Origin of the sequence: Roseovarius maritimus, from assembly GCF_043355895.2 — a bacterium.
Classification (GTDB): Bacteria; Pseudomonadota; Alphaproteobacteria; order Rhodobacterales; family Rhodobacteraceae; genus Roseovarius; species Roseovarius maritimus.
The window spans coordinates 146,657-169,881 of the sequence record NZ_JBHFPF020000002.1; the positions used below are offsets into that span (position 1 = coordinate 146,657).

24 protein-coding genes are annotated in these 23,225 nt (G+C 63.6%); 8 read left to right on the forward strand and 16 right to left on the reverse strand.

Going from position 1 to position 23,225, the window contains the following annotated elements; genetic code table 11:
* The 7 genes from ACEWPM_RS05510 (at window position 1) to argE (ending at window position 7,442) form a co-directional block, all read left to right on the forward strand.
* Window positions 1-966, forward strand: coding sequence for a DUF2927 domain-containing protein (locus ACEWPM_RS05510; RefSeq protein ID WP_393963582.1), 966 nt, complete (start codon window positions 1-3; stop codon window positions 964-966).
* 84 nt (window positions 967-1,050) lie between these two features.
* Entirely contained in the window at window positions 1,051-2,301 is a 1,251-nt protein-coding gene (locus tag ACEWPM_RS05515; RefSeq protein WP_393963583.1) for a Hint domain-containing protein, read from the forward strand.
* Window positions 2,280-3,398 (forward strand): SPFH domain-containing protein, encoded by a 1,119-nt coding sequence (locus ACEWPM_RS05520; RefSeq protein WP_393963584.1) that lies wholly within the window; start codon window positions 2,280-2,282, stop codon window positions 3,396-3,398. Before ACEWPM_RS05515 ends, ACEWPM_RS05520 begins: the two co-directional genes overlap by 22 nt.
* Before the next feature lie 51 nt (window positions 3,399-3,449).
* Entirely contained in the window at window positions 3,450-4,559 is a 1,110-nt protein-coding gene (locus ACEWPM_RS05525; protein ID WP_393963585.1) for a TFIIB-type zinc ribbon-containing protein, read from the forward strand.
* A 66-nt stretch (window positions 4,560-4,625) separates the two neighbouring features.
* Window positions 4,626-5,531, forward strand: coding sequence for a DMT family transporter (locus ACEWPM_RS05530; protein ID WP_393963586.1), 906 nt, complete (start codon window positions 4,626-4,628; stop codon window positions 5,529-5,531).
* Window positions 5,532-5,583: 52 nt separating this feature from the next.
* Complete coding sequence (dtd, locus tag ACEWPM_RS05535) at window positions 5,584-6,021, forward strand: D-aminoacyl-tRNA deacylase (RefSeq protein ID WP_393963587.1); 438 nt, start codon at window positions 5,584-5,586, stop codon at window positions 6,019-6,021.
* Window positions 6,022-6,275: 254 nt separating this feature from the next.
* Window positions 6,276-7,442 (forward strand): acetylornithine deacetylase, encoded by a 1,167-nt coding sequence (argE, locus tag ACEWPM_RS05540; RefSeq protein WP_393963588.1) that lies wholly within the window; start codon window positions 6,276-6,278, stop codon window positions 7,440-7,442.
* A gap of 6 nt (window positions 7,443-7,448) precedes the next feature.
* Here the strand turns inward: argE and trmB are convergent, their stop codons facing one another.
* From trmB to ACEWPM_RS05580, 8 genes are all read right to left on the reverse strand, one after another.
* Window positions 7,449-8,162, reverse strand: coding sequence for a tRNA (guanine(46)-N(7))-methyltransferase TrmB (trmB, locus tag ACEWPM_RS05545; RefSeq protein WP_393963589.1), 714 nt, complete (start codon window positions 8,160-8,162; stop codon window positions 7,449-7,451).
* 162 nt (window positions 8,163-8,324) lie between these two features.
* On the reverse strand, window positions 8,325-9,842 hold the full coding sequence (locus ACEWPM_RS05550) for an ABC transporter substrate-binding protein (RefSeq protein WP_393963590.1): 1,518 nt from the start codon (window positions 9,840-9,842) through the stop codon (window positions 8,325-8,327).
* Window positions 9,836-10,882, reverse strand: a complete 1,047-nt coding sequence (locus ACEWPM_RS05555) for an ABC transporter ATP-binding protein (RefSeq protein ID WP_393963591.1) — start codon at window positions 10,880-10,882, stop codon at window positions 9,836-9,838. The genes ACEWPM_RS05550 and ACEWPM_RS05555 overlap by 7 nt, the downstream gene beginning before the upstream one ends.
* On the reverse strand, window positions 10,879-11,877 hold the full coding sequence (locus tag ACEWPM_RS05560; protein ID WP_393963592.1) for an ABC transporter ATP-binding protein: 999 nt from the start codon (window positions 11,875-11,877) through the stop codon (window positions 10,879-10,881). The genes ACEWPM_RS05555 and ACEWPM_RS05560 overlap by 4 nt, the downstream gene beginning before the upstream one ends.
* Complete coding sequence (locus ACEWPM_RS05565; protein WP_393963593.1) at window positions 11,874-12,719, reverse strand: ABC transporter permease; 846 nt, start codon at window positions 12,717-12,719, stop codon at window positions 11,874-11,876. The genes ACEWPM_RS05560 and ACEWPM_RS05565 overlap by 4 nt, the downstream gene beginning before the upstream one ends.
* Window positions 12,716-13,654: an ABC transporter permease gene (locus ACEWPM_RS05570; protein WP_393963594.1), complete on the reverse strand. Its 939-nt coding sequence runs from the start codon at window positions 13,652-13,654 to the stop codon at window positions 12,716-12,718. Before ACEWPM_RS05570 ends, ACEWPM_RS05565 begins: the two co-directional genes overlap by 4 nt.
* Complete coding sequence (locus ACEWPM_RS05575; RefSeq protein WP_393963595.1) at window positions 13,651-14,595, reverse strand: proline iminopeptidase-family hydrolase; 945 nt, start codon at window positions 14,593-14,595, stop codon at window positions 13,651-13,653. The genes ACEWPM_RS05570 and ACEWPM_RS05575 overlap by 4 nt, the downstream gene beginning before the upstream one ends.
* Window positions 14,592-15,482, reverse strand: a complete 891-nt coding sequence (locus ACEWPM_RS05580) for a proline iminopeptidase-family hydrolase (protein WP_393963596.1) — start codon at window positions 15,480-15,482, stop codon at window positions 14,592-14,594. The genes ACEWPM_RS05575 and ACEWPM_RS05580 overlap by 4 nt, the downstream gene beginning before the upstream one ends.
* Window positions 15,483-15,618: 136 nt before the next feature.
* On the opposite strand from ACEWPM_RS05580, the gene ACEWPM_RS05585 reads away from it, so the two are divergent.
* Window positions 15,619-16,386 (forward strand): helix-turn-helix transcriptional regulator, encoded by a 768-nt coding sequence (locus tag ACEWPM_RS05585; protein WP_393963597.1) that lies wholly within the window; start codon window positions 15,619-15,621, stop codon window positions 16,384-16,386.
* Between the two features lie 10 nt (window positions 16,387-16,396).
* Here ACEWPM_RS05585 and ACEWPM_RS05590 read toward each other — a convergent pair whose 3' ends face one another.
* From ACEWPM_RS05590 to ACEWPM_RS05625, 8 genes are all read right to left on the reverse strand, one after another.
* Window positions 16,397-17,404 carry a phosphotransferase enzyme family protein gene (locus tag ACEWPM_RS05590; protein ID WP_393963598.1) on the reverse strand — a complete coding sequence of 336 codons (1,008 nt, stop codon included), beginning with the start codon at window positions 17,402-17,404 and terminating at the stop codon, window positions 16,397-16,399.
* A gap of 51 nt (window positions 17,405-17,455) precedes the next feature.
* Entirely contained in the window at window positions 17,456-18,226 is a 771-nt protein-coding gene (gene fabG / locus ACEWPM_RS05595) for a 3-oxoacyl-ACP reductase FabG (RefSeq protein WP_393963599.1), read from the reverse strand.
* Between the two features lie 23 nt (window positions 18,227-18,249).
* Window positions 18,250-19,050: an ABC transporter permease gene (locus ACEWPM_RS05600; protein WP_393963600.1), complete on the reverse strand. Its 801-nt coding sequence runs from the start codon at window positions 19,048-19,050 to the stop codon at window positions 18,250-18,252.
* Between the two features lies 1 nt (window position 19,051).
* Complete coding sequence (locus ACEWPM_RS05605; RefSeq protein ID WP_393963601.1) at window positions 19,052-19,903, reverse strand: ABC transporter permease; 852 nt, start codon at window positions 19,901-19,903, stop codon at window positions 19,052-19,054.
* Window positions 19,900-20,988: an ABC transporter ATP-binding protein gene (locus ACEWPM_RS05610; RefSeq protein ID WP_393963602.1), complete on the reverse strand. Its 1,089-nt coding sequence runs from the start codon at window positions 20,986-20,988 to the stop codon at window positions 19,900-19,902. Before ACEWPM_RS05610 ends, ACEWPM_RS05605 begins: the two co-directional genes overlap by 4 nt.
* 69 nt (window positions 20,989-21,057) lie before the next feature.
* On the reverse strand, window positions 21,058-22,191 hold the full coding sequence (locus tag ACEWPM_RS05615) for an ABC transporter substrate-binding protein (RefSeq protein ID WP_393963603.1): 1,134 nt from the start codon (window positions 22,189-22,191) through the stop codon (window positions 21,058-21,060).
* A gap of 91 nt (window positions 22,192-22,282) precedes the next feature.
* Window positions 22,283-22,912, reverse strand: coding sequence for a microcompartment protein (locus ACEWPM_RS05620; RefSeq protein WP_393934961.1), 630 nt, complete (start codon window positions 22,910-22,912; stop codon window positions 22,283-22,285).
* Window positions 22,913-22,936: 24 nt separating this feature from the next.
* Complete coding sequence (locus ACEWPM_RS05625) at window positions 22,937-23,215, reverse strand: BMC domain-containing protein (RefSeq protein ID WP_336425359.1); 279 nt, start codon at window positions 23,213-23,215, stop codon at window positions 22,937-22,939.
* Window positions 23,216-23,225: the final 10 nt, after the last annotated feature.

Genomic DNA, 23,225 nt, shown 5'->3' on the forward strand with positions numbered 1-23,225 from the left:
ATGCAATTGGGCGGCATGTTGAAAACGCTTTGCGGCACGGCCTCTCTGGCTGCGATGGTGGCCTGCACGGATATGCCCGCGCCGCCCAGCACGACGCCGCAGGCCCGCCCTGCGGGCCTGAAACCGCCCGCGCCTGCGCCCGATCCCGGCCCCTCCGAGCGTAGCCGCATCCTCGCCGCGCATTACGCGCGGGTAGAGGCCAGCCTGGTTGCGCAGGGCCTGCTCCGCACCGATGGCGGCGGCCCCGATACGCCCTACACCGACACGGACCTCATGCGTAATTTCGAGAGGATCGCGTTTCACGACGAATACGCGCGCAACCGGGGTCTTGCGCCGGGCGATGGCCGCGCGGGGGGGCTGCGCAAATGGGCCGGGCCGGTGCGCATGTCCGTGGAATTCGGCAGCTCCGTGCCCGAGGCGCAGCGCGGCACCGACCGCGCCGTCGTGCAAGGCTACGCCAGCCGCCTCGCACGCATTACCGGCCATCCGATCAGCGCCGGGGCTGGCGCCAATGCCAATTTCAACGTGCTCATCATGGGCGAGGATGATCGCGGTGAGGCAATCGACCGGATTCGCGCACTGGTGCCCAACATCAACCCGGCCTCGCTCGATCTCTTTCGCACTCTGCCGCGCTCGATCCATTGCCTTGTCATCGCGTTTTCAGGCAATAACAATGACCACACCTATCGCCGCGCCATCGCTTTCATCCGGTCCGAACATCCTGATCTCTTGCGCAAATCCTGCGTGCACGAAGAATTGGCACAGGGCCTTGGCCTTGCCAATGACAGCCCGCGCGCACGGCCCTCGATTTTCAACGACGACGATGAGTTCGCCCTTCTCACCACCCATGACGAAGAACTGTTGCGCCTGCTCTATTCGCCGCGCCTCACACCGGGGATGACCTTCGACGTTGCCCGCCCCATCCTGACACAGCTCATCGCCGTGCGGCGTGGCGGCTCCAGCTGATTTTGTCCGCGAACGGAATGTTCATCCTCAGGTCCTAACCTGCCTCCAACGGCCCGATTCGCGGGCCCTTGATAGGAGGGTGCGATGGTTGCCAATCTGGGCGGCATTCGGTTTGATCAGGTCTATACCGATAATTCCGGAGGCGTCGAATTCGACAGCGACGGCGATGGCACGGCTACGCAGGAGGATGAATTCGTCTCCTTCACCAATGCCTGCCAAAGCGCGGTGGACATCTCTGGCTGGCAGATCTGGTCGCAGGGAAAGGGTGCCAACGCCCCCGATGGCGCCCGCGAAGGGCTTTTTCACACCTTCCCTTCGGGTACCGTTCTGCAGCCCGGCCAGACACTCTATATCATCAATGAAATCAGCGGAGTGCCACCCGAATGGGCGCAACAGGCGTCCCAGGGTGGCGTCGAATCGGGCGCTGGCGGCAACGCGACCAACATCATGACCGAGGGGAATAGCGGTCAACCCGACTCCCTCGCGCTGGTTGATCCGGCCAGCGGCGACTACATCGTCTTCAACATGGACACCGGCTCACCCCAAGTGGCCAATCAGCCCGGATTTCCGGGACTGAGCAATGTCGGTACGATCGAGGCTCAGACGGTTCAGGACGATCAGGCGGCAGGATGGTCTTACCAATACAACGCGGCGTCGGAGTCCTATGCCTATCGCGAAACCTTCGTGCCATGCTTTGCCGCAGGCACCCGCATCGCAACGCCGGACGGCCCGCGCGCCGTCGAAGATTTGCGGGCGGGCGATCTGATTCTCACGCGCGACCATGGGCCTGCCTTGCTGCGCATGATGCTAAGCCGCACGGCGACATTCGACGCCGCCGAGCATAAGGATAAGCCGATCGAACTCAAGCCGGGCACATTGGGTTACGGCACGCCGGAGCGGATGCTGGTTCTGTCACCCAATCACCGGATACTGATCGAGGATGCGCGCGGGGTAGAGGTGCTGGTTCCCGCAAAGGCGCTGACCGGGCGGCCCGGCATCCGCCAGCGCCGCGGCGCCCGTCATGCGCATTACATCCACCTTGTCCTCGATCGGCACGAGATCATCCTCGCAGAAGGGGCCGCGGCAGAAACGTATCTTGCGGGCGATCACGCCATGGCCGCCGCCTTGCCGGGCCTGCGCCAGGCATTGGCCACCCTGCCCGACCCCCTGCCGATTCAACCGGCCCGCCCGCTCTTCGGTGCTGCCGCCGCTCGGCGTATGCTGGCCGCTCGCCCGCTCGGCAAGTGCTTGGCACCGCCCCCCAAACATGCTTCACTCGCGCCCATCGAAAAGCGGCTGAGGAACGACGCGTCATGGGCATCTTCGACTTTCTGACCGGTGAATTCATCGACGTCATCCATTGGACGGACGACACCCGCGACACGATGGTCTGGCGCTTCCAGCGCGAGGGGCATGAGATCAAGTATGGCGCCAAGCTGACCGTGCGCGAGGGGCAGGCGGCGGTCTTTGTCCACGAGGGGCAACTGGCTGATGTCTTCACCCCGGGTCTCTACATGCTGGAGACCAACAACATGCCAATCATGACGACGCTGCAACACTGGGATCACGGTTTTCGCAGCCCGTTCAAATCCGAGATCTACTACGTCAACACCACCCGCTTCAACGATCTGAAATGGGGCACGAAAAACCCCATCATGCTGCGCGATCCCGAGTTTGGCCCCACGCGCATCCGCGCGTTTGGCACCTATACCGTGCGCGTCAGCGATCCGGCCCTCTTCCTGCGCGAGATCGTCGGCACTGACGGGGAATTCACCAAGGACGAGATTACCTTTCAGATCCGCAACATCATCGTGCAGGAATTCAGCCGCGCCATTGCCGCCTCGGGCATCCCTGTGCTGGACATGGCTGCCAATACCGCCGACCTGGGCAAACTGGTGGCCGCCGCGATCAGCCAGACCGTCGCGGCCTATGGCCTCAGCATCCCCGAGCTATACATCGAGAACATCTCGCTGCCGCCCGCTGTCGAGAAGGCCTTGGACAAACGTACATCCGTCGGCATCGCCGGCGATCTTAGCAAGTATACGCAGTATTCGGCCGCCGAGGCGATGACCGAGGCCGCGAGCAATCCGTCCGGCGGCGGCGGCATGGGCGCTGGCCTCGGGATGGGGATGGGCATGGCCATGGCGGGCCAGATGGCGCGCCAGCAGGGTCCTTGGGGCGCTCAGCCTGCCCCGACGCACCAAGCGCCGCCCCCGCCCCCAGCGCCCGACCGCGTCTGGCACATCGCCGAGAATGGCGAGACGCGCGGGCCCTTTTCCCGCGCCGCGATGGGCCGCATGGCCTCGGGCGGGGAGTTGTCGCGCGGCACGATGGTCTGGACCGCCGGACAGGATGGCTGGCTTGCGGCCGAGGATGTGCCCGAACTCGCCCAGCTCTTTACCATCATGCCGCCGCCCCCGCCTCCGGCGTGACACCGCAGGCTTCATCTTGGCAAAAATGCTCATATCCTCATCGGCCCCATAATGCCCTCGCCCCCCTCTGAAGTGCCAACCCTGGCCCAGCACCGTTTTCCCTGTGACGCCTGTGGCGCGGACCTGCGCTTTGCGCCCGGCGGCGCGGCGCTGATCTGTGACCATTGCGGCAACCGGCAAGAGATCGCAGGCCCCGGCCCGTGGCACAATGCCCTGAGCGAACAGGATCTGGCCACCGCCCTCGAGGCCCCCCGCGAGGCGGGCGAGACCGAGGAACAGGCGCTGCTTTCCTGCCCCAATTGCGGGGCCGAGGTCGCTCTTGCAGGCAATGCCCATGCGGGAGAATGCCCCTTTTGCGCAACACCGATGGTCACCTCCTCCGGCATGCATCGCCGCTTCAAGCCGCGCGGCGTCCTGCCCTTCGCCTTTGACGAGGGCACGGCACGCGCCGCCATGTCAGACTGGCTGGGCCGGCTCTGGTTTGCTCCGGGCGGGCTCAAGCAATATGCACGCAAGGGGCGCAGGCTGAACGGCATCTACGTGCCCTACTGGACATTCGACGCCGCCACCCGCTCGTCCTATCGCGGCGAGCGCGGTACGGTCTATTACGAGACGCGCACCGTCATGCGCGACGGCAAGCGTCAGACCATCCAGGTGCCGAAGGTGCGCTGGCGCGGCGTGTCGGGCCGCGTCGCCCGCGCCTTTGACGATGTGCTGGTATTGGCGTCCCACGCCCTGCCCAAGCGCTATACAGACGCGCTGCCCCCTTGGGATCTGGCCGCGCTCGAACCCTACAACCCTGAATACCTCGCCGGGTTCGCTGCCGAAGGCTACACCGTCCCGCTTGAGGACGGGTATACCGAGGCGCGCGCGCATATGGATGCGGTGATCGCCCGCGACGTCAAGTTCGACATCGGCGGCGATCGCCAGCGCATCCACCAGATTGAAACGCAGGTGGACGATGCGTCCTTCAAGCATATCCTGCTGCCTGTCTGGATGGCCGCCTACAAATACCGTGGCAAGAGCTATCGCTTTGTCGTCAACGGCCGTACCGGCCGCGTGCAGGGCGAGCGGCCATGGTCCGCGTGGAAGATCGCCTTTGCCGTTCTCATCGGCCTGCTGATCGCGGCAGCCATCGGATATATCGCCGCCACCCAGTGACGGCGGAACCTTGATTGCGCAGGAAACGGGTCGCGCCGCCGCGCCCCGCAATGGCATGGATCGGGCATGACATCGCCGTCCATCTCCCCCGCCTCCGCGCTCATGATGCTGGCCCTTTCGGCCATATGGGGCGGCTCCTTCTTCTTTGCCGAGATCGCCCTGCGCGAGGTGCCACCGCTCACCATCACGCTGCACCGCGTCATCTGGGCGCTGCCTCTTCTCGCGCTCGTCGTGCGCGTGCGCGGTATCGCCATCCCTCGTCCGCCTCGTGTCTGGGGCGCGTATCTGGTGATGGGCGGGCTCAACAACGCGCTGCCCTTTTCGCTGATCTTCTGGGGCCAGAGCCAGATAGAAGGCGGCCTCGCCTCCATCCTTAACGGAACAGCAGCCGTTTTTGGCGCGCTTGTCGCAGGGCTATTGCTGAAAGATGAGCCACTGACAGGGCGCAAGATCGGCGGTGCGGTGCTGGGACTGCTGGGCGTCGCGGTGGTGATCGGCCCCGATGCCGCGCGCAACCTCGATCTGCGCAGCCTTGCGCAACTCGCGGTCATCGTCGCCGCGCTCAGCTATGCCGTTGCGGGCGTCTGGGCACGCAAGCATCTGTCTAGCCAGCCGGCGCAGATGAACGCGCTGGGGATGCTGATGGGCAGCGCCGTCCTGATGATACCGGTTGCCCTGATGGTGGACGGCGTGCCGCGCGTCGATCTGGCAATGGGTACATGGGCCGCGCTGATCGCGCTGGCCGTGCTTTCGACCTCCTGCGCCTACCAGCTCTACTTCGCCATCCTCAGGCGCGCAGGTGCGGCCAACCTCTTACTCGTCACGCTGATGATACCGCCCTTTGCCATCGGCCTCGGCGCCGTCTTCCTGAACGAGGCGCTCAGCCCCTCAGCCTATCTTGGCCTGGCCATTATCGCGGCCGGAATCGCCGTTACCGATGGCCGCCTTGCCGCCCGCATGCGCCGGGCTTGACCCCGGACGGCGCCCATCGCAGCATCCGCGCGCATATCACAGGAGCCTGCCCATGCGCGCCCTCATCCAACGCGTCACCCGCGCCAGCGTCGAAGTCGAAGGCGAGGTCATCGGCCAAACCGGACCGGGCCTGATGATCCTCGTCTGCGCAATGCAGGACGATGACGAGGCCAAGGCCCATGCACTGGCCGCGAAAATCGCGAAACTGCGCATTTTCAAGGACAAGGCAGCCAAGATGAACCTCTCACTTCGCGACACTGGCGGCAGCGCGCTGGTCGTCAGCCAGTTCACTCTGGCGGCGGACACGCGCAGCGGCAATCGCCCCGGCTTCTCCAGCGCAGCGCCGCCCGCCGAGGGCGAGCGTCTCTACGAGTGCTTCACCGAAGCTCTGCGCGGTCACGGTATTGATTGCCAGACCGGACAGTTCGGCGAGTCGATGCAGGTCAGCCTCGTCAATGACGGACCGGTCACGATCTGGCTCGACGTCTGAGGCCAGGCCAAGAGTTTTCGGCAGTATTTCGAGACATCGCGTTTCCCCCACCCGGAGCGCGAACAGATTCGGCAGTGCCGGACATGTTCTGGGGGCCGCGCAAGTGTAATGTGACTGCGTGCGAACGGGCCTTGCCTTAACACAACACTTGAACGCAACACTTGGCAGGCCGCGTTTTGCGTGCCACAGATCGGGGTTGGCGGCCAAGGCCGCGCCCCCTGCCCTTGACCGTCTGACCTCTAGGATACACCGCCTTGTCCCTCCCCGTTGATGACACACTCTTTCTGCTGCGCTCGCTGATCGCTTTTCCGACGGTGTCCCAGGACAGCAATCTCGAGATGATCGACTACCTCGCCACCCGGCTCGAAGCATCGGGCGCGCGTGTTGAGATCATGAAGGATGCGGACGGCTCCAAGGCCAACCTCTTTGCCACGATCGGCCCCGAAGGCGACGGCGGCATTCTGCTCTCGGGCCATAGCGATGTGGTGCCGGTCGCCGATCAGGATTGGGCGACAGACCCCTTTGCCCTGCACGAGGAGGATGGCCGCCTTTACGGGCGCGGCACCTGCGACATGAAGGGGTTCATCGCCGCCGCCATCGCGATGGCGCCCACTTTTGCGCAGCGGATCGGACGCAGGCCGCTGCATTTTTCCTTTACCTATGATGAGGAAACCGGATGCGTCGGCGCCCGCGCCCTGGCCCAGACGCTGACCCAGCGCGGGATCAGGCCCGCTGTCGCCCTGATCGGCGAGCCGACGATGATGCGCGTGATCGAGGGGCACAAGGGCTGCTGCGAATACACCACGCGGTTCTCGGGGCTTGCCGGGCATGGCTCGGGGCCGGACCGGGGCGTGAATGCGGTGGAATATGCCGCGCTCTTCGTCGCGCGCCTCCTGGCGCTCAAGGACACGCTGCGCGGCCGCGCGCCCGCATACAGCCGCTTTGACCCGCCCTGGACTACGATCAATACCGGCGCGCTGGTGGGCGGGGTTGCGCACAACGTGATCCCCTCGACCGCACAGGTCGATTGGGAAATGCGGCCCGTTCAACATTCGGATTTTGCCCTCGTCAAGGACGACCTGCACTACTACTGCACCGATATTCTCTTGCCCGCGATGCGCGCCGTCTATCCCGAAGCAGACATCCAGACCGAAACCATCGGCGAGGTCGAGGGGCTGATTCCCGCCGACGTCTCGGAGGCGCGCGATATCATGATGGAGCTGACCGGCGCGAATGGCGCCGATGTCGTGCCCTTCGGCACCGAGGCGGGCATTTTTCAGACCATGGGCATGTCCGCCATTCTCTGCGGCCCCGGCTCGATCGAGCAGGCGCATAAGGCGGATGAGTTCGTGAGCATGGATCAGATGACGCAATGCCTGAGCATGCTCGACCGGCTCAGCGTCAAGATGCAGGGTTACTGACCGCGCTCAGCGGCGGCGGAAGCGCAGGTAATGCGGCACGCGCCCTTCGCGCAGCGCCTTTTGCTCGTACCGAGTCGAAATCCAGCCATCCCAAGGCTGGCGCCAGTCCTGCGGGCCCTCGGCCAGCCACTGAAACCCGCAACGCGGCACTTCCTCCAGCGTCTGGCGCACGTAATCCTCGATATCGGTCGCAACGCGCAGCTCGGCACCGGGCCGCATCGCGCGCGCCAGCGGCGCCAGATGCTCTTCGGTGACAAAGCGGCGGCGATGATGCCGCGCCTTGGGCCAGGGATCGGGATAAAGCAGGTAGGCCCGCCCTACCGATGCCTCCGGCAGCACATCGAAGAGATCGCGCGCATCGCCGGGATGCACCCGCACGTTGGGCCGCGGCGTCTTGCGCAGCTTGGTCAGTAGCATGGCGACGCCGTTGAGGTAAGGCTCGCAGCCGATCAGGCCGATATCCGGCTCGGCCGCGGCGATATGCACCAGATGCTCGCCCCCGCCAAAGCCGATCTCGAGCCACAGGTCGCGCCCGCCGAAGAGAGCGCCGATATCCAGCTCCTTGCGCTCTGGGTTGACGTCCCAGCCGACCCGGCCGGGCGAGAGCCCGTCCAGATCCGCGTCCAGAACCTCTTCCTGGGTCTTGCGCAGGGCCTTGCCCTTGAACCGGCCATAAAAATTGCGCCAGGGCGCGCCCGAGGGATGCTTGTCCTTGATCATGGGCGCAGGCTCTAGCCCGCCCTGCTGCGCAGCGCAAGACGGGCCGCGCAACATGGAAAGAAAGCAAATCATCCGGGGCCGCGGCCCCGGATGACATTTGCGCCGGTCACCGGCAACAGGCCACGCTGGGACGATTCATGGCCAGCGCAGCATCAGGTCTCGTCAGTTCTTGACCGTATCCTCCAGGAAGAAGCGGCCGAGCGGGTTCTGATAGAAGCCCTCGATGTTGCTTTGGGTCACGTTGCGATAGGGACTGTAATAGAGGTCAATCCAGTTGACGTCCTCTTTCGCCATCTTCTGCAGATCGACATACATCGTCTCGCGCTTGGCCTCGTCCATCTCGATGCGGGCGGCGGCGACCAGATCCTTGACCTCTGGATTGGTGTAGTTGGTCATGTAGTTGTTGTTGGAATCGTGGCCGAGAACGAAGGTCGTCTTCTGGTCGGGGTCGATGACATCCTTGGTCCAGTACATGACCGATAGATCGTATTCCCCGGCGACCAGCATGTCCCAGGTCTGGCTCGGATCCATCTTTTGCAGGTTTACGGTGATGCCCGCCTCACCCAACTGCTGCTGCAACAGGACGGCGATCTGCTCGTCCACCTGATCACCTGCATTGACCAGGTAATCCAGTGTCAGCCCCTCGGCCCCGGCTTCGGCCAACATCTCTTTGGCCTTCTCGGGATCATGCGGGCGTTGCAGATTGTCCTCATAGTGATAGAGCGCCCCCTTGGGGACGTAGGAATAGGCCACTTCGCCGATCCCGAAGGTGACAGCATCCACGATCGCCTGTTTGTCGATGGCCATGTCCAACGCCTGACGCACTGCTTTCTGGTCCAGCGGCGGATTTGCGTGATTGATCAGCAGGTGATCCTCGCGTGTCGACTGGTCCAGGTGCACCTTCAGGTTGGGATCGGCCTTCAGATCCTCGATCCGCGCAAAGGGCACAAAGATGGCGGCGTCGATCTCGCCTGCCTGCACCTTGAGGATGCGGGTATTGTCATCAGGGATCGAAATCCATTCGACCCCATCGAGGCTGACCCGATCCGCCTCCCAGAAATTGGGATTCTTGGCCAGGATCACGCGATCGCCGCGCAGCCAGTCCTCGACCGAAAACGCACCCGATGCGATGGGCCGCTCGGCATAGGCCTCGACGCCCATCTCCTCCATTCCGGCCTTCGAGATGATCGACGCACCGGGCATGGCCAGCGATGCAAGAAAGGGTGCCGATGGGCCGGAGAGCGTGACCACCAGCGTGTGGTCGTCGGGCGTCTCCATGTTTTCGATGATCTGATAGCTGTCGGACCAGAGCGAGCCCTCGTCGTCGCGGATACGCTCGAGCGAGAACTTGGCATCCTCCGACGTGATCTGGCTACCGTCCGAGAACTTGGCATCGCGCATCTTGAACGTGTAAGTCGTGCCGTCCTCGCTGACCTCCCAGCTTTCGGCCAGGCCCGGCTCCAGCTTGGTGCCGGATTTATCGACGCGCACCAGAACGTCATAGACGTTGGAGAAGACCCAGAAGTCGATGTTCTGTGCGGTCGCGATGGGATCGAAGGTGGTGCCGTCCTCGCGGCGGCCGATGGTCAGAACGCCTGCGGCTTCGGCGATGGATGTGCCGGCCATCAATGCGGTCACGGCGGCGGCGGCGAGATAGCGGGTAAATTTGCCTTTCAGCATGTCTCAGTCCTTTCTGTCGGGGTTGCAGGTATCGTTTCGGGCAGGTTTTTCCCTGCCTCGTTCAGTCGCCCGCCGGGCGCCAGGATGCAGGCGGCGCGGTGTGCGCCCCCGACAAGCGGCGGCACGGCGGTGCGGCATTCGGGACGTGCCAGAGGGCAGCGCGGATGAAACGCGCAGCCCTCGGGCAGGTTGACCGGGCTGGGCGGCTCGCCCGGAAGGGGCGTATCCGGCAGGTGGCGGTCAGGGTCGATCTCGGGGATCGCCTCTATCAGTGAACGGGTATAGGGGTGGCGCGGAGCGTTGAAGACCTCCTCGGTCGGGCCTTCCTCGACGATGCGGCCCAGATACATCACTGAGATCCGGTTGCAGAGGCGCCGCACCATGGCCAGATCATGGGCGATGAAGATCATGCCCAGATGCATCCGCGCGCCCAATTCCATCAGAAGATTGATGATCTGCCCCTGGATCGACACGTCCAGCGCGGCGACACATTCATCGGCCACGATCAGCCGCGGCTCGATCGCCAGCGCGCGGGCAATGCCGATGCGTTGGCACTGGCCGCCGCTCAAATCACCGGGGCGGCGGTTCATCAGCGCACGGTCCAGCCCGACAAGGTCCAAAAGCTCGGCGATGCGCGCGTCGGCGCCGCTGGGACCAGCCTTGCCGTGTACCTGCAAGACCTCCGCGATGGTCTGCCGAACCGTCAGGCGCGGATTGAGCGATCCGTAGGGATCCTGAAAGATCATCGCCGTCTCGCGCCTGAGCCGGGCGAGATCCTCGCCCCGCGCGCGGGCCATGTCCTGACCATCAAGCAGTACCTGGCCTTCGGTCAACTCTCCCAGCCGCAGAATGGCGCGGCCAAAGGTGCTTTTGCCGCTGCCACTCTCGCCAACGAGGCCGACGGTCTCGCCTGCGGCAACGCGCATCGACATATCGCTGACCGCTTTGAGGCTGCGCCGCGGGCCAAAGCCCATGCGGCTGCGCGCCATGGGAAATTCCACGCTGAGGTTGCGCACATCAAGGAGGACCGGGTCGCTCATGCCTCTACCTCCGCATCCATACCCACCGGATGATGGCAGGCGCGCGCGTGGCCCGGCTCGGCTTCCTCCAGCGTCGGCTGGCGCGCGGCGCAGAGCGCGTCGGCTGCGGCGCAGCGCGGGTGGAACCGGCAGCCCGATGGCATGTCGCCCGGGCTGGGCGGCTGGCCGGGGATCGTGTGCACCGGCCCGGTGCCGCCCTCGCTGCCGGGCTGACAGGCGACCAATCCGGCGGTGTAGTGGTGGCGCGGATGATGAATGACGTCGCTCTTTGGCCCATATTCGCACAGACGCCCGGCATACATCACCGCAACCGTATCGCAGAGCTGATAGACCACGCCCAGATCGTGTGTAATGAAGATGATCGACAGCCCCCGCTCATCCCGTAGCTGCTGCAAAAGACGCAGGATCTGCGCCTGCACGGTCACGTCCAGCGCGGTTGTCGGTTCGTCCGCGATCAGGATGTCGGGATCGCAAGCCAGCGCCACGGCGATCATCGCGCGCTGGCGCATGCCGCCGGAAAATTCGTGCGTATAGGCATTCGCGCGGCTTTCGGGATCGGGGATGCCGACCTGCCGCAGAATATCCAGCATCCGCGCCCATGCCTCGGTGTGGCCGACCTTGCGATGGTGGCGGATGCTCTCGGCGATCTGGCGACCGATGGACATGACCGGATCCAGATGGCTGGCCGGGTTCTGAAAGATCATGCCGATGCGCCGCCCGCGCACCTGTGTCAATTCGCGCGGCGGCAGGGCCAGCACGTCGCGCCCGTCCTCCAGTCGCACGGAGCCGCCCGTCACACTCAGCCGGCTGCTGGGCAGGAGGCGCATGAGCGCACGGCAGGTCATGCTTTTGCCCGATCCGCTCTCGCCCACGATGCCCAGAATCTCGCCCCGGCGCAGCGTGAAGGATACCCCGTCGATGATGGTATGCGATGTGCCGCCGCCCTCGTAGGCGACGCTCAGGTTATCCACGCTTAGGATCGGCGCATCGGTCATTCGCGCACTCCCAGGGCTTCGCCAAGCCCGTCAGCCAGCAGGCTGAACCCCATCGCCAGCGTCACGATCGCTATGCCGGGAAAGGTCGTGATCCACCAGGCAGTGGTAATGAAGCCCTGCCCTTCGGCGATCATGATGCCCCATTCCGCGACAGGCGGCTGCACGCCAAGCCCCAAATAGCTGATCGCGGCGCCGTTCAGCAGCACCAGTACCGCGTCCGACATGGAAAACACGACCGAACTGAGGATTGCATTGGGCATGATGTGGCGGAACATCACCCGCGTGTTCGAGTAACCGAGGCTGACGGCAGCCATGGCGAAATCGGAGTTTTTCAGTACGAGGAACTGCGCTCGGATCAGCCGCGCGTAAGACACCCAGCCCACCAGCGCCATCGCGATGTAGAAACTGCCCAGTCCCGGCCCGATGATGGTGATGATCGCCAGCATCAACACGAGAAACGGGAAGGCCAACACCACGTCGATGATGCGCATGAAAACGGTATCCACCCAGCCCCCGAAAAAGCCCGAGATGCTCCCGGCGATTGTGCCGATGACAAAGGGAAAAACCACGCCGAATACCGCGATTTGCAAGTCGATCCGCGCGGCCCAGATCACGCGGCTGAGGATATCGCGGCCAAAATTGTCGGTGCCCAGCGGATGCGCCCATGAGGGCGGCTGCAGCCGCACGGCGGCGTCCTGGTAGATCGGATCGTAGGGTGCCAGCAACGGCGCGAAAAGCGCGATCAGCAGCCAAGTCAGCAGGATGCCCGCGCCCAACACCAGCGGCGTCACCTTGCCGGGCCAGCGGATGCGGCGCGAACGGATGGCCCGGGCGCCGCTCATAATTCGACCCTCGGGTCGATAGTGACTGTCAGAATATCAGCGAGGAAATTCACCAGCACCGTCGCGCAGGCAAAGACCATCGCAACGCCCTGCACCACCATGTAATCGCGGGTAAATATGCCTCGGACCAGAAGCTGGCCCATGCCGGGGATGGCAAAGACGGTTTCGATCACCACCGATCCGCTGATCAGCCAGCCGATATTGACCGCCAGCAGGTTCACCGTGGGCACCAGCGAATTGGGCACGACATGGCGCCAGAACACGACGTTTTCAGGCAGGCCGCGGGCGCGGGCCGCGGTCGCCTGATCCGATTGCAGCTCGGCCAGGATCGAGGCGCGCAGGTTGCGCGTGAGCACTGCCGCCAGCGCGAGGCCGGTCGTCAGGCAAGGCAATGTCATGTGGTGCACCTTGTCCCAGAAGGTACGGCCATAGCCCGTGACGGGGAACCAGCCCAGTTGCACCGAAAACAGCAGGATCAACATGATTGCCAGCCAAAAGGCTGGAAATCCGAGCCCCGCGGTCGAGATGATGCGGATGAGGTGATCGGCCCAGCTGCCGCGCCTGCGCGCCGCGATGGCGGCCATGGGCGTGGCGATCAGCAGGGCCAGCAGGACGCTGCCGATCACCAGCACCAGCGTCGGCTCGATCCGGGTCGCGATCAGTTTCAGCACGTCCACCTTGTAGAGGATCGACTTGCCGAGCTCGCCCTTGAAGAGGTTCTTGACGAAGTAGAAATATTGCAGCCAGAGCGGCTCATCGAGGCCGAACTGCTCGCGCACGCGGGCAAGCGCGGATTCGGTCGTGCGCGGCCCCAGAAGGACGCGGGCCGGATCGCCGGGGATCGAGCGAACCAGGACGAAAGTGATGACGCTGATGCCGATCAGCACCGGAATCAGCTGGATCGGGCGATAGAGAACAAAGCGATAGCGGCTCATCTGCCTACCCCGTCGACATCGTCCAGAAACGCGGTCAGGGCGGCGCGGTAGGCGCGCGGCTCCTCGTAGAACGGCGAATGCGAGGATTGGGCAAAGATTTCAATCCGGGAATCGGGCAGCGCGCCGTGCATCCGCATGCCGCAGGCCGGGGACAGCGCGTCGTGCATCCCTTGGATCACGAGGCAGGGCCAGTCGAAATCCTTTAACGCCCGGAGCCTGTTCCAGTCCTTGAGGTTGCCGGTGTAGTGATATTCGTTCGGACCCTGCATCGTGTTGAATATCTCGAAGTTGAAACCGTCCTTGGAGCGTTGCACAGGTAAGGGGCGGTCGTCCATCCGGCGGATATGTCGATGATCCAGCAGCGTGATCGCCGCCTCGTAGGCGGGGTGATCCAGCCACCCCAGCGCCTCGTATCGCTGGATCATCGCGACCGTTTCGGCGCCCAGCGCATTTCGGTGACGTGCGATCTGCTGCAGCAGGTGAGGCATGTCAGCGCAGGTGTTCGCCAGGATCATGCTGCGCAGCCGCCCCCTGTGGCGCAGCGCATATTCGATGCCGCACCAGCCGCCCCAGGAATGGCCAAGAAAATGAACCGAGGTCAGACCCAGCGCGTCCAGAACCGTCTCGACCTCATCCGCGTAGCGGGTGATTTCCCACAAGGCGGGATCGTCAGGCGCATCGGATGCCCCCGTGCCCAGCTGGTCATAGGTGACCACGCGAAACCCCTCCTCGGCCAGCGGCACATGCGGATCGCGCAGGTAGTCGCAGGGCAGGCCCGGCCCGCCGTTGAGGCAAAACAGAACCCTGTCGCCGCTGCCATAGCTGTAAGCAGTGACGCGGCCATGAGCCGTCTTGATGTGCGTCACATCATCGGCGGCGCGGTCGTCCCAGACACGAAAACCGTCGCCAAGCAGTCCGGTTTCGGCCATGCGCGACGTCATGCCGTCGACGCCCTTTCAAGAAATTTCAGAAGCGCCGGGTAATAGGCCTGCGGCTCTTCGAAGAAAGGCATATGGCTGCTGTTGGGAAAGACCTGGATTTCCGAGTTTGGCAACGCTTCGTGCATCCGGCGCGCGCAAGCGGGCGTCAACTCATCATGCTGGCCGGTCGTGATCAGGCAGGGCACCTCGATCTTGTGCATGTCCGGAATGCGATTCCACTCGGCCATGTTGCCGGTATAGAGAAACTCGTTCGGGCCCTGCATCGTGCCATACGGCCCCATGTTCCAGTCATCAAGCGAGCGTTTGACAGGCGCTGGCCAGTCATCCAGCCGGCAGACATGACGATAATTCAGGATCGTGACAGCCGCCTCGTATTCGGGGTGATCCAGCGTGCCCAGCGCCTCGTGCCGCTGCATCATCGCAACTGTTTCGCTGCCCAGCGCATCGCGCAAACGGTTCAGCTCGGACACCAGATGCGGAATGTCGCCAGCGGTGTTTTCCAGGATCAGCGAACGCAGGCTGCCGGGATAGGTGAGCGCGTATTCGATGCCCAGCCAGCCGCCCCAGGATTGACCGAGGAAATGCACCTTGCCGAGACCCAGCGCCGTGCGCACGGTCTCGGTCTCCTCAACATAGCGCTGGATGGTCCAAAGCGCGGGATCGGTCGGGCGATCCGACGATCCGGTGCCAAGCTGATCCCAGGCGACAACGCGGTAGCCCTCGGCGGCCAGGCACGAATGCGAATCGCGCAGGTAGTCGCAAGGCAGGCCCGGCCCGCCGTTTGCGCAAAGTACGACGTTGTCGCCAGAGCCGAAACTGTAGGTCTTGACGGTATATCCGTCGACCGTGACATCCTTGACTTCATCGGGTTCGATTTCAGACCACATGGCACGTTCCTTTCGCTGCACTCCTTGATGCTATCCAGCCAAAAGCGCAGGCGTCTACCTGCCAAATTTGATAGCCTTGGCCCGGATAAGGTGTAAGGTCAGTGTAGCCATCACATGCGGGCGGCACATGAATGACATGCATACACTTATTGATCACCTGAAGCGCGATATCAACAAAACCGCCTCGGTCGGGGGTGTGGTGGATGCGGCTCACAGTGTGGCGCGGCAGGCCGGATTTGACGCCGTGATCTACGATTTCAGCCCGGTCGCCACTACGCCCGAAGGCACGCTGGTCATTCCCAGCCATCTCAGTCATCGCGATGTGCCGGGGGATATGCGGCATCTTTGGTGCGAGCAGAAATACCACCAGCACGATCCGGTGCAGCAAATCGCCCTGACGCGCAGCGCGCCCTTTGCCTGGTCCTACCGCCAGCAGGGACGGAACACCGCTCTTGCACATCACCTGAAGGGCGAACATGCGCCCGTTTCTGCCTATTTGCATGACACGGGGCTAACCTGCGGCATCACCGTGCCGCTGCATCGCACCATGGGCGGCTTTGCCACCTTCACCGTGATCCAGAGGGATGCCGGGGCCTCCTTCGTGCGCGATACGCGCGACGTGCTGCAAAAGGTGGGTCTTATGGGGCAGATCATGCACGAGGCCGCCCTGCCCCGATTTGCCGCCAACGAGACGCGGACCGCGACCGCGATGCTGACCCCGCGCGAGGCAGAATGCCTGCGCTATGCCGCCCAAGGCTACACTGCCAAGCAGATCGCAGACCTCATTGGCCGCTCGGTTGCGACGGCGACACTGCATCTGAAATCCGCCACGGCCAAGCTTGGCGCGCGCAATCGTGCGCATGCCGTGGCGCTGGCGCTGCATTACCGACTGATCCAGCTGTGACCCATGTGGCTCAGGCCACGATCTCATCCAGCCATGCTGTTCCCAGCTCAGCGGTGACGCGGGCGAAATCCGGGGCCATCGCCTGCGGCTCGGGCGCCTCGATATGGCTTCCGATCCACGCAAGAAGGGCCATGCGGCGCAGCATGACAAAGGTGTCGATCTCGGCTTTTTCCTCAGCCGTCAGCGGACGCACCTTTTCATAGCCGCGCACCCAGGCCTCCTTCAGAGCTGGCACGCGCGGATCATCCTCCATGAAGCTGATGCCGGTCGCGAAATCGTATAGAAACCAGCCAAAGCCGCAATCATCGAAGTCGATCAGCCGCGTGCCCTTCGGCCCGGTCAGCAGGTTCGCCAGCCGCATATCGGCATGGATCAGACCATAGCGATCCGGCCCATCTCCGAAAGCCTCCAACCGGGCGCGCACGCGTGCCTCGACCCGCTCCAGCACCGCCGCAACCTCGGGTGTGACATGCGGCGCATGGCGCCAATCGCCCCAGTTCGTCTGCTTGCCAAAGATCGTCTCGACATTCCAGGTCAGCCGCTTGAACTGCGCGGGGCGGGTCCACGTCTTTGACTGCTCATGCGTGCGCGCCGCGATCTCGCCCAACTCCTCGAAGGGGCCCTCCAGATCGCCCGTCTCATCCGGCTCGGTGCCTTCGACAAATTCGAACAGAACCATGTAGCGCGGATTTTCCAGCGTCTCGATGCGCCCCTCCTGGATGATCTCTCCATCCTTGCCGGCGTAGCTGTCGGGCGTGACCACTGCGCGCGCCTCTTTCAGCGCCGCGATCCAGGCCAGCTCGCATTCGATGGCGCGGCGGGTGTGATAGGCCTCACGGTGGATGCGCAAAACCGCCTTCCAGCCGCCATCCGCCTCGACGAGATAGGTGGCGTTCTCGGATACGTTGATCAGGCGTGCGCGCGCATTCGGCGGCATGTCCCAAAGGCTCAGCGATTGCTGTGCCAGCCGTTCAAGATGGATCAGAAGATCCGCCAGCGGCATGTCGGTCTGTGCCATGGTCCCTCCTTTGTCCTGGCCCGCACCGGGAATCCCCCGGCGCCGTGATGCTCAGATCTCGTCCATCGCCTCCAGCGACTCGGGCAGGATCTGACCGCCATCCACGATGACCTGCTGGCCGGTGATGTACCCCGCCTCGTCCGAGGCAAAGAAGAGCGCGGCGTTGCCGATATCCTCTACCGCGCCAAGCCTCTTGAGCGGGATCGAGGCGGCCATCGTGTCCAGATAGTCCTGCCCCAGGCCTTGCAGACCCTCGGTATAGATATTGCCGGGCAGCACCGCGTTGATCGTGGTGTTGTAGCGCGACAGCTCCATCGCCGCGGTCTTGAGGAAACCCAGCTGGCCGGCCTTGGACGCACCGTAATGCGACCAGCCGGGAAAGCCGGTGACCGCCCCGGTGATCGATGAGGTCAGCACGACCCGGCCCTTGCCCGCCTTCTCGAAATGCGGGATCGACGCCTTGACCGCCAAAAAGGACGAGCGGAGGTTGCAGGCCATCACGCTGTCCCATTCCTCGACATCCATGTCGACGATCTTGGTCTGTGGAAAATAGCCGGCATTGGCGCACATGATATCCAACCCGCCCTGTGCCTTGGCGGTGCTGTCCACGGCCTTCTTCATCTGGTCCCATTCGCCCACATCGGCGATCTCGTAGCGGACATGATCGCCCATTTCGCTGCAGGCCTTTTGTAGATCCGCCTCATTGCGCGCGATCAGCGTGACATTGGCCCCCTGCGCCGCAAAGACCGTGGCGATACCCCGCCCGATGCCCTTGGAGCCGCCAGTGACGATGACGCTCTTTCCCTTGATGGATGTCAGCATGTTTTCTCCTCCCTATGTCGTTTTCAGTTTTGCGGGCGCAGCGCCCGGTAGAGCCAGAAGCCGGTGAGCGCGGCCAGCACCAGCAGGAACGAGCCGATCACCGACAGGATGCCAAGCGTCGGCACGAGGGGCGAATAGCCCGAGACCATTTTCGCATAGAGCCATTCCGGCAGCGTGGAATCTGCGCCGGTGGTGAACAGAGACAGAGGAAAGTTTCCCCAGCTTAGCAGGAATGCGAAAAGCCCCGCGCTGATGACGCCCGGCATCAGCAAGGGCAGCGTGATCTCGCGCAGGATAACCCCGGTCGAGGCGCCCATGTCGCGCGCGGCCTCTTCCAGCGCGGGATCGAAGCTGTAGGCGCGGATGGCGACGATCAGCGTGGCAATGGGCGCAATCCAGACCAGATGCGCGACCACGGCCGTCTTCCATGTCGGGATGATCCCCAACGAATTGAACCACATCAGCAGTGCAAGGCCGAGCACGGTCTGCGGAAAGAAGATGGGCAGCAGCACCAGTTTTTGAAACAGCGAGCGGTAGCGCCACTGGTAGCGCGCGAAGGCCAGCGCCCCGAAAAACCCGATGATCATCGACAAGGCCGTCACGATTACCGCGATCTTGAGCGATGTCAGCGCCAGTTCATGCACCGCCTGGCTGTTCACCGCATCGGTGAACCAGCCGGTCGAGTAGCGGCGGATCGGAAAGCTGAGGTAGCGCGCCTTGGAGACCGACGCGAAAGCGACAGAAACCAGCGGCAGATAGAGAAAGGCGATGATGACGAGGCCATAGATCATCAGCGCGATGCGCGTGGCGCGGGACGTCTGCATCTCAGCCCCTCCCCATGATCTTGTCGAGGTCGATCTTGGCCACGCCGTAGATGGCCAGCGTGCCGATCAAAAGGATCAGCACCATCGACAGCGCCGCGCCCAGCGACCAGTTCTGCCCGTAGGTGAAAGCCGTCTGAATATCATCTGCGATGACGATCACGGCGCGCCCGCCGAGGATCTTGGCCTCGGCCATGGCGCCAGCAGCCAGAACGAAGGTCAGAAGGTATCCCACCATGATCCCTGGTGCCGCAAGCGGCAGGTCGATCTGCGTCAGGACCTGCCAGCGCGTCGCGCCCAGATCGCGCGCCGCCTGCCGCGCGTCCTCGGGCACCATCGAGATGCCTTGCGCCAGCGGAAAAAGCATGAAAGGCAGGTAGACATAAACGATGCCGAAGATGATTATGCCCGCATTGTAGAGCGGGCTTTCAAATCCGACGCCCGTCCAATAGCGGATATACCCTTCGAAAAGGCCGCCCTTCATCAGCGTCAGCACCCAGCCGAAAAGGCGGATGTTCTCGGACACGAAGAGGCTCATCACCACGGCGATGGTGATGACCAGCGCAAAGCGTTTGAACACCTTGGCCATGCCGTAGGCCAGCGGCCAGCAGATCACGAAGAGGATCGTCGTCGCCGCAAAGGCCATCAGCAAGGTCCAGAGCAGCGAGCGCCAGTAGCCTTGGGTCGCGATCGTCTTGTAGGCCGCGAAATTGGGCATGTTGAAGATGCTGAAGACCTTCTCGGGCATGATCGAGAAGATCGCGACCAGCCCCAGCGGCGCGAGGAAGGCCAGCAGCAGCACCGCCAGCATGGGCAATGACGCCAGCGCGCCCAGTTTGCGATCCAGCCGCTTCATGCCGGGTCTGCCCCGATCACATGCGCGCGGCCCGCGTCGAAGCCAAGGCGAACGCGGTCCCCCTCTGCCCCGTCATGGCGGTCCTCGCGCAGCTTCTCGACTGTCAGGATCTGGCCGTCTTCTGTCTTGACCTCGTAATGAATACGCGAGCCCAGTGCATAGATGCCGTGCAGTGTGCCTTCGACGATGAAATCGGCCGTGCCGCCGTCCTTCAAGAACTGCACGTATTCCGGCCGGATCATCAGCGTTGCGCCACGCGCGGCGGCGATCCGGTCGGCCATGGCGCGGGTGGCGTCATTCTGCGCCGCCGTCAGGCCCTCCCCGTCGATGCGGCCCTTCGAGGCCGACACGTCAAAGAGGTTCACCTCGCCCATGAACTCCGCGACAAAGCGCGAGACGGGCTGCGAATAGATCTTGTCGGCATCGGAAATCTGCTCGAACCGGCCTTCCTTCATGATGGCAATCCGGTCGGACATCACCATCGCCTCTTCGAGGCTGTGAGTGATGTAGACGAATGTCTTGCCGGTGCGGGCGTGCAGATCCTTCAATTCTTTCTCAAGGCTCTTGCGCAGGCGGTAATCCAGCGCCGAGAGCGGTTCGTCGAAGAAGAGGATCTCGGGATCGAAGGCCAGCGCGCGGGCCAGCGCCACGCGCTGCCGCTCACCGCCCGAGCATTCGGTGACGCGCTTGTCGTAATAGCTTGCCGGCAGGTGCAAGAGCTCCAGAAGCTCGATCGCGCGCGTCTTGCGCGCCGCCGGATCCACCTTGCGCAGTTTCAGCGGGAACTCGATATTCTGCCCCACAGTCATGTGCGGAAAGAGGGCCAGAGACTGAAAGACCATGCAGGTCGGGCGCAGATTGGCGGGAACCGCATCGATACGGTCATCGCGCAGCCAGATCTCGCCATCGGTGACTTCATCCATTCCGACAAGCAGGCGGATGATGGTCGACTTGCCGCTGCCCGACGGCCCGACGATGGTAAAGAACTCGCCTTCCTCGATCTCGAGGTCGATGCCATGCAAGGCCGTGAACCGTCCGAATTCCTTGCGGACGCCTCGGAGGCGCAGAATTGGATTGGGCGGCATCTAGGTCTCCGGATCGTTAGGGACAATCTTCGGGACGCCGGACGGACCGGCGCCCCGCCACGCGCACACTCAGCTGCGGCGCGCCTGCGTGTAGATGTCGATCAGCGCGTCGTAGGAGGTGATCACCTGGTAATCGAGCGATCGCGCCATCTCTTCCTCGAGGCTGTCCATCTGGATCGCGTCCAACTCGTCCTCGGAGAAGATTGCCATCACATCCTCACTGCCCATCTGGGCCACGGGGTTGTAAGTGCCTTCGGTGAAGGCGACCGAATGGGCAATTTCCGGAGTCTGCACGAATTCGAGGAAGTCCTGCGCGAGGTTTGAAGGATCGGGATTGTTGACCACCGATGTCAGCTCGACCCAAACGACACCGCCCTTCCCGTCCACTGGGCCGGAATTGGGCGTGATGGCCCTAACCTGCGTCTGCCCGTCATAGCGCGCGGGCGATGCGGTATAGGTGCCGCCGGTGAAATACGCGTCGATCTCGCCGTTGATAAGCGCGGTGTTCATCGCCACCAGATCGTCCGTCAGAAGACGCGCATTGCCAAAGATCTGCTGTGCCACGCCCCTGAACTTCTCGGCATCGTCGCCCTCGATCGGCTGGAACGGGTTCAGACCGGCGGTCAGGCACATATGCATGACGTTCCAGTTGTCATAGGTCAGAACGCCGTAGCGGCCCTTCATCTTCTCGTCGAGGAAGAGGTTCCAGCCCTGGTCCTCGGCCGTCTCACGACTGATCTTGTCGGTGTTGACGACAAAGGAGAACGGGCCGTAGCGCTGCGGCATGCCAATCAGCTCGCCGCTCTCGGCGAAGGCCAGCGGGTAAGGCTCGGCGAAGGCCGGCAGCATCTTGTCGAAATAGGGCATGAAGCGGTCCTTATCCATCGGCTTGATAAGGCCTTCGGGGAAAAGCTGCTCGCGCGCCCAGGGTTGGTTGACGTTAATCAGGTCCCAAACGCGCACCTCGCCCGCGCGCAGCTTGTTGATCATGTCGGGATCCGAGGTGCCGCTCTCGGCGCGCACTGTCGCGTCCGGGTGCATGTCGCGATAGGGTCCCAGCACCTGGTCCGAGTTGTAGCCCTCCCAGCACAGGATGTTCAGCTCGTTGTCGCGCGCGGCATGGGCCGCGCTTGCGCCCATCAGGCCACTGGCCCCCAGAAGCGCACCGGCACCGCCGGTAAACTGGCGTCGTGATAGTTTCATGATCAATGCTCCCTATTGTTGGATTTGGGTTCTACCGGCCCCGGTGTCGCGCTCTGGCGGCGCTTGTGCCCCGGTCCGGGCCTTGGTCGTTCTAGGATTTGCGCCCCTTTATGCCTTCGAGTTTCGCGGTGATCGTGTCGCGGGCGATCTTCATGTCGGCCACGCTACCGGACATGAAGATCCGGCCCGTCGCACCCATCATCTGCACGTCGTTGATCACGGCGTTCGGCGCGGCCTTTTCCGCCTCGTTCGCGGCAACGCAGGCGAAAAGCGCCGGCGCCATCTCGTAGATCAGCAGGGCCACGCCCGGCACCAGGATCGACCCGTCGCGCGAGCGGTTGAGGATAATGGCATGCTGGTCCGACAGATCCTCGATGATGTCATGGTAGAGAATCGTCGGTGCCAGCTGGTCAGTCGGTTTCGCGCCGATCCCTTTCAGGATCGCGCGGCCCGCCACCTCGACATCCTTCATGTCGTCTGCGTGCAGTTCCAGCAGGCCGAACTGGCGCTCGGTAAAGAGGATCCCCGGCTCCATGTCAGGCGCCTCCTTCAGCGCCAGATCGGTGATGCGGTGGATGCTCAGCGCCGGAGCCACTTCGATGATAAGCGAATTCTGCCCGGTAAAAGGCGGATATCCCCGCGCCCGCGTCGGCGACGAAAGATAGGCCGCAAACTGCGGTTGCAGATCCTCGATCGGCAGGTAGACGCGTAGTTCGGTCATCAAGATGCTCCGGTGCTGGTCGGGTTACTTGGCAGCGTCGAAATGCTTGCCCAGGTCCGCATGAGGGCGCGGAATGACATGCACGGCGGTCACTTCGCCCACCTGACTTGCGGCTTCCGCGCCGGCCTCGGTCGCGGCCTTGACCGCGCCCACATCGCCGCGCACGACAACCGAGACAAGGCCGCCGCCGACCTCATTGCGGGCCACGATTTCCACATTGGCCGCCTTGACCATCGCGTCGGCGGCGGACAGGGCGGGCACATAGCCCTTGGTTTCGATCATTCCGATAGCGAGATTAGCCATGAGTTCTCTC

Bases quoted from the DNA above. Each gene is read 5' to 3' on its own strand.
- ACEWPM_RS05510 (WP_393963582.1), top strand. From the start codon at position 1: ATGCAATTGGGCGGCATGTTGAAAACGCTTTGCGGCACGGCCTCTCTG.
- ACEWPM_RS05515 (WP_393963583.1), top strand. From the start codon at position 1,051: ATGGTTGCCAATCTGGGCGGCATTCGGTTTGATCAGGTCTATACCGAT.
- ACEWPM_RS05520 (WP_393963584.1), top strand. From the start codon at position 2,280: ATGGGCATCTTCGACTTTCTGACCGGTGAATTCATCGACGTCATCCAT.
- ACEWPM_RS05525 (WP_393963585.1), top strand. From the start codon at position 3,450: ATGCCCTCGCCCCCCTCTGAAGTGCCAACCCTGGCCCAGCACCGTTTT.
- ACEWPM_RS05530 (WP_393963586.1), top strand. From the start codon at position 4,626: ATGACATCGCCGTCCATCTCCCCCGCCTCCGCGCTCATGATGCTGGCC.
- dtd (WP_393963587.1), top strand. From the start codon at position 5,584: ATGCGCGCCCTCATCCAACGCGTCACCCGCGCCAGCGTCGAAGTCGAA.
- trmB (WP_393963589.1), bottom strand. From the start codon at position 8,162: ATGATCAAGGACAAGCATCCCTCGGGCGCGCCCTGGCGCAATTTTTAT.
- ACEWPM_RS05550 (WP_393963590.1), bottom strand. From the start codon at position 9,842: ATGCTGAAAGGCAAATTTACCCGCTATCTCGCCGCCGCCGCCGTGACC.
- ACEWPM_RS05555 (WP_393963591.1), bottom strand. From the start codon at position 10,882: ATGAGCGACCCGGTCCTCCTTGATGTGCGCAACCTCAGCGTGGAATTT.
- ACEWPM_RS05560 (WP_393963592.1), bottom strand. From the start codon at position 11,877: ATGACCGATGCGCCGATCCTAAGCGTGGATAACCTGAGCGTCGCCTAC.
- ACEWPM_RS05565 (WP_393963593.1), bottom strand. From the start codon at position 12,719: ATGAGCGGCGCCCGGGCCATCCGTTCGCGCCGCATCCGCTGGCCCGGC.
- ACEWPM_RS05570 (WP_393963594.1), bottom strand. From the start codon at position 13,654: ATGAGCCGCTATCGCTTTGTTCTCTATCGCCCGATCCAGCTGATTCCG.
- ACEWPM_RS05575 (WP_393963595.1), bottom strand. From the start codon at position 14,595: ATGACGTCGCGCATGGCCGAAACCGGACTGCTTGGCGACGGTTTTCGT.
- ACEWPM_RS05580 (WP_393963596.1), bottom strand. From the start codon at position 15,482: ATGTGGTCTGAAATCGAACCCGATGAAGTCAAGGATGTCACGGTCGAC.
- ACEWPM_RS05585 (WP_393963597.1), top strand. From the start codon at position 15,619: ATGCATACACTTATTGATCACCTGAAGCGCGATATCAACAAAACCGCC.
- ACEWPM_RS05590 (WP_393963598.1), bottom strand. From the start codon at position 17,404: ATGGCACAGACCGACATGCCGCTGGCGGATCTTCTGATCCATCTTGAA.
- fabG (WP_393963599.1), bottom strand. From the start codon at position 18,226: ATGCTGACATCCATCAAGGGAAAGAGCGTCATCGTCACTGGCGGCTCC.
- ACEWPM_RS05600 (WP_393963600.1), bottom strand. From the start codon at position 19,050: ATGCAGACGTCCCGCGCCACGCGCATCGCGCTGATGATCTATGGCCTC.
- ACEWPM_RS05605 (WP_393963601.1), bottom strand. From the start codon at position 19,903: ATGAAGCGGCTGGATCGCAAACTGGGCGCGCTGGCGTCATTGCCCATG.
- ACEWPM_RS05610 (WP_393963602.1), bottom strand. From the start codon at position 20,988: ATGCCGCCCAATCCAATTCTGCGCCTCCGAGGCGTCCGCAAGGAATTC.
- ACEWPM_RS05615 (WP_393963603.1), bottom strand. From the start codon at position 22,191: ATGAAACTATCACGACGCCAGTTTACCGGCGGTGCCGGTGCGCTTCTG.
- ACEWPM_RS05620 (WP_393934961.1), bottom strand. From the start codon at position 22,912: ATGACCGAACTACGCGTCTACCTGCCGATCGAGGATCTGCAACCGCAG.
- ACEWPM_RS05625 (WP_336425359.1), bottom strand. From the start codon at position 23,215: ATGGCTAATCTCGCTATCGGAATGATCGAAACCAAGGGCTATGTGCCC.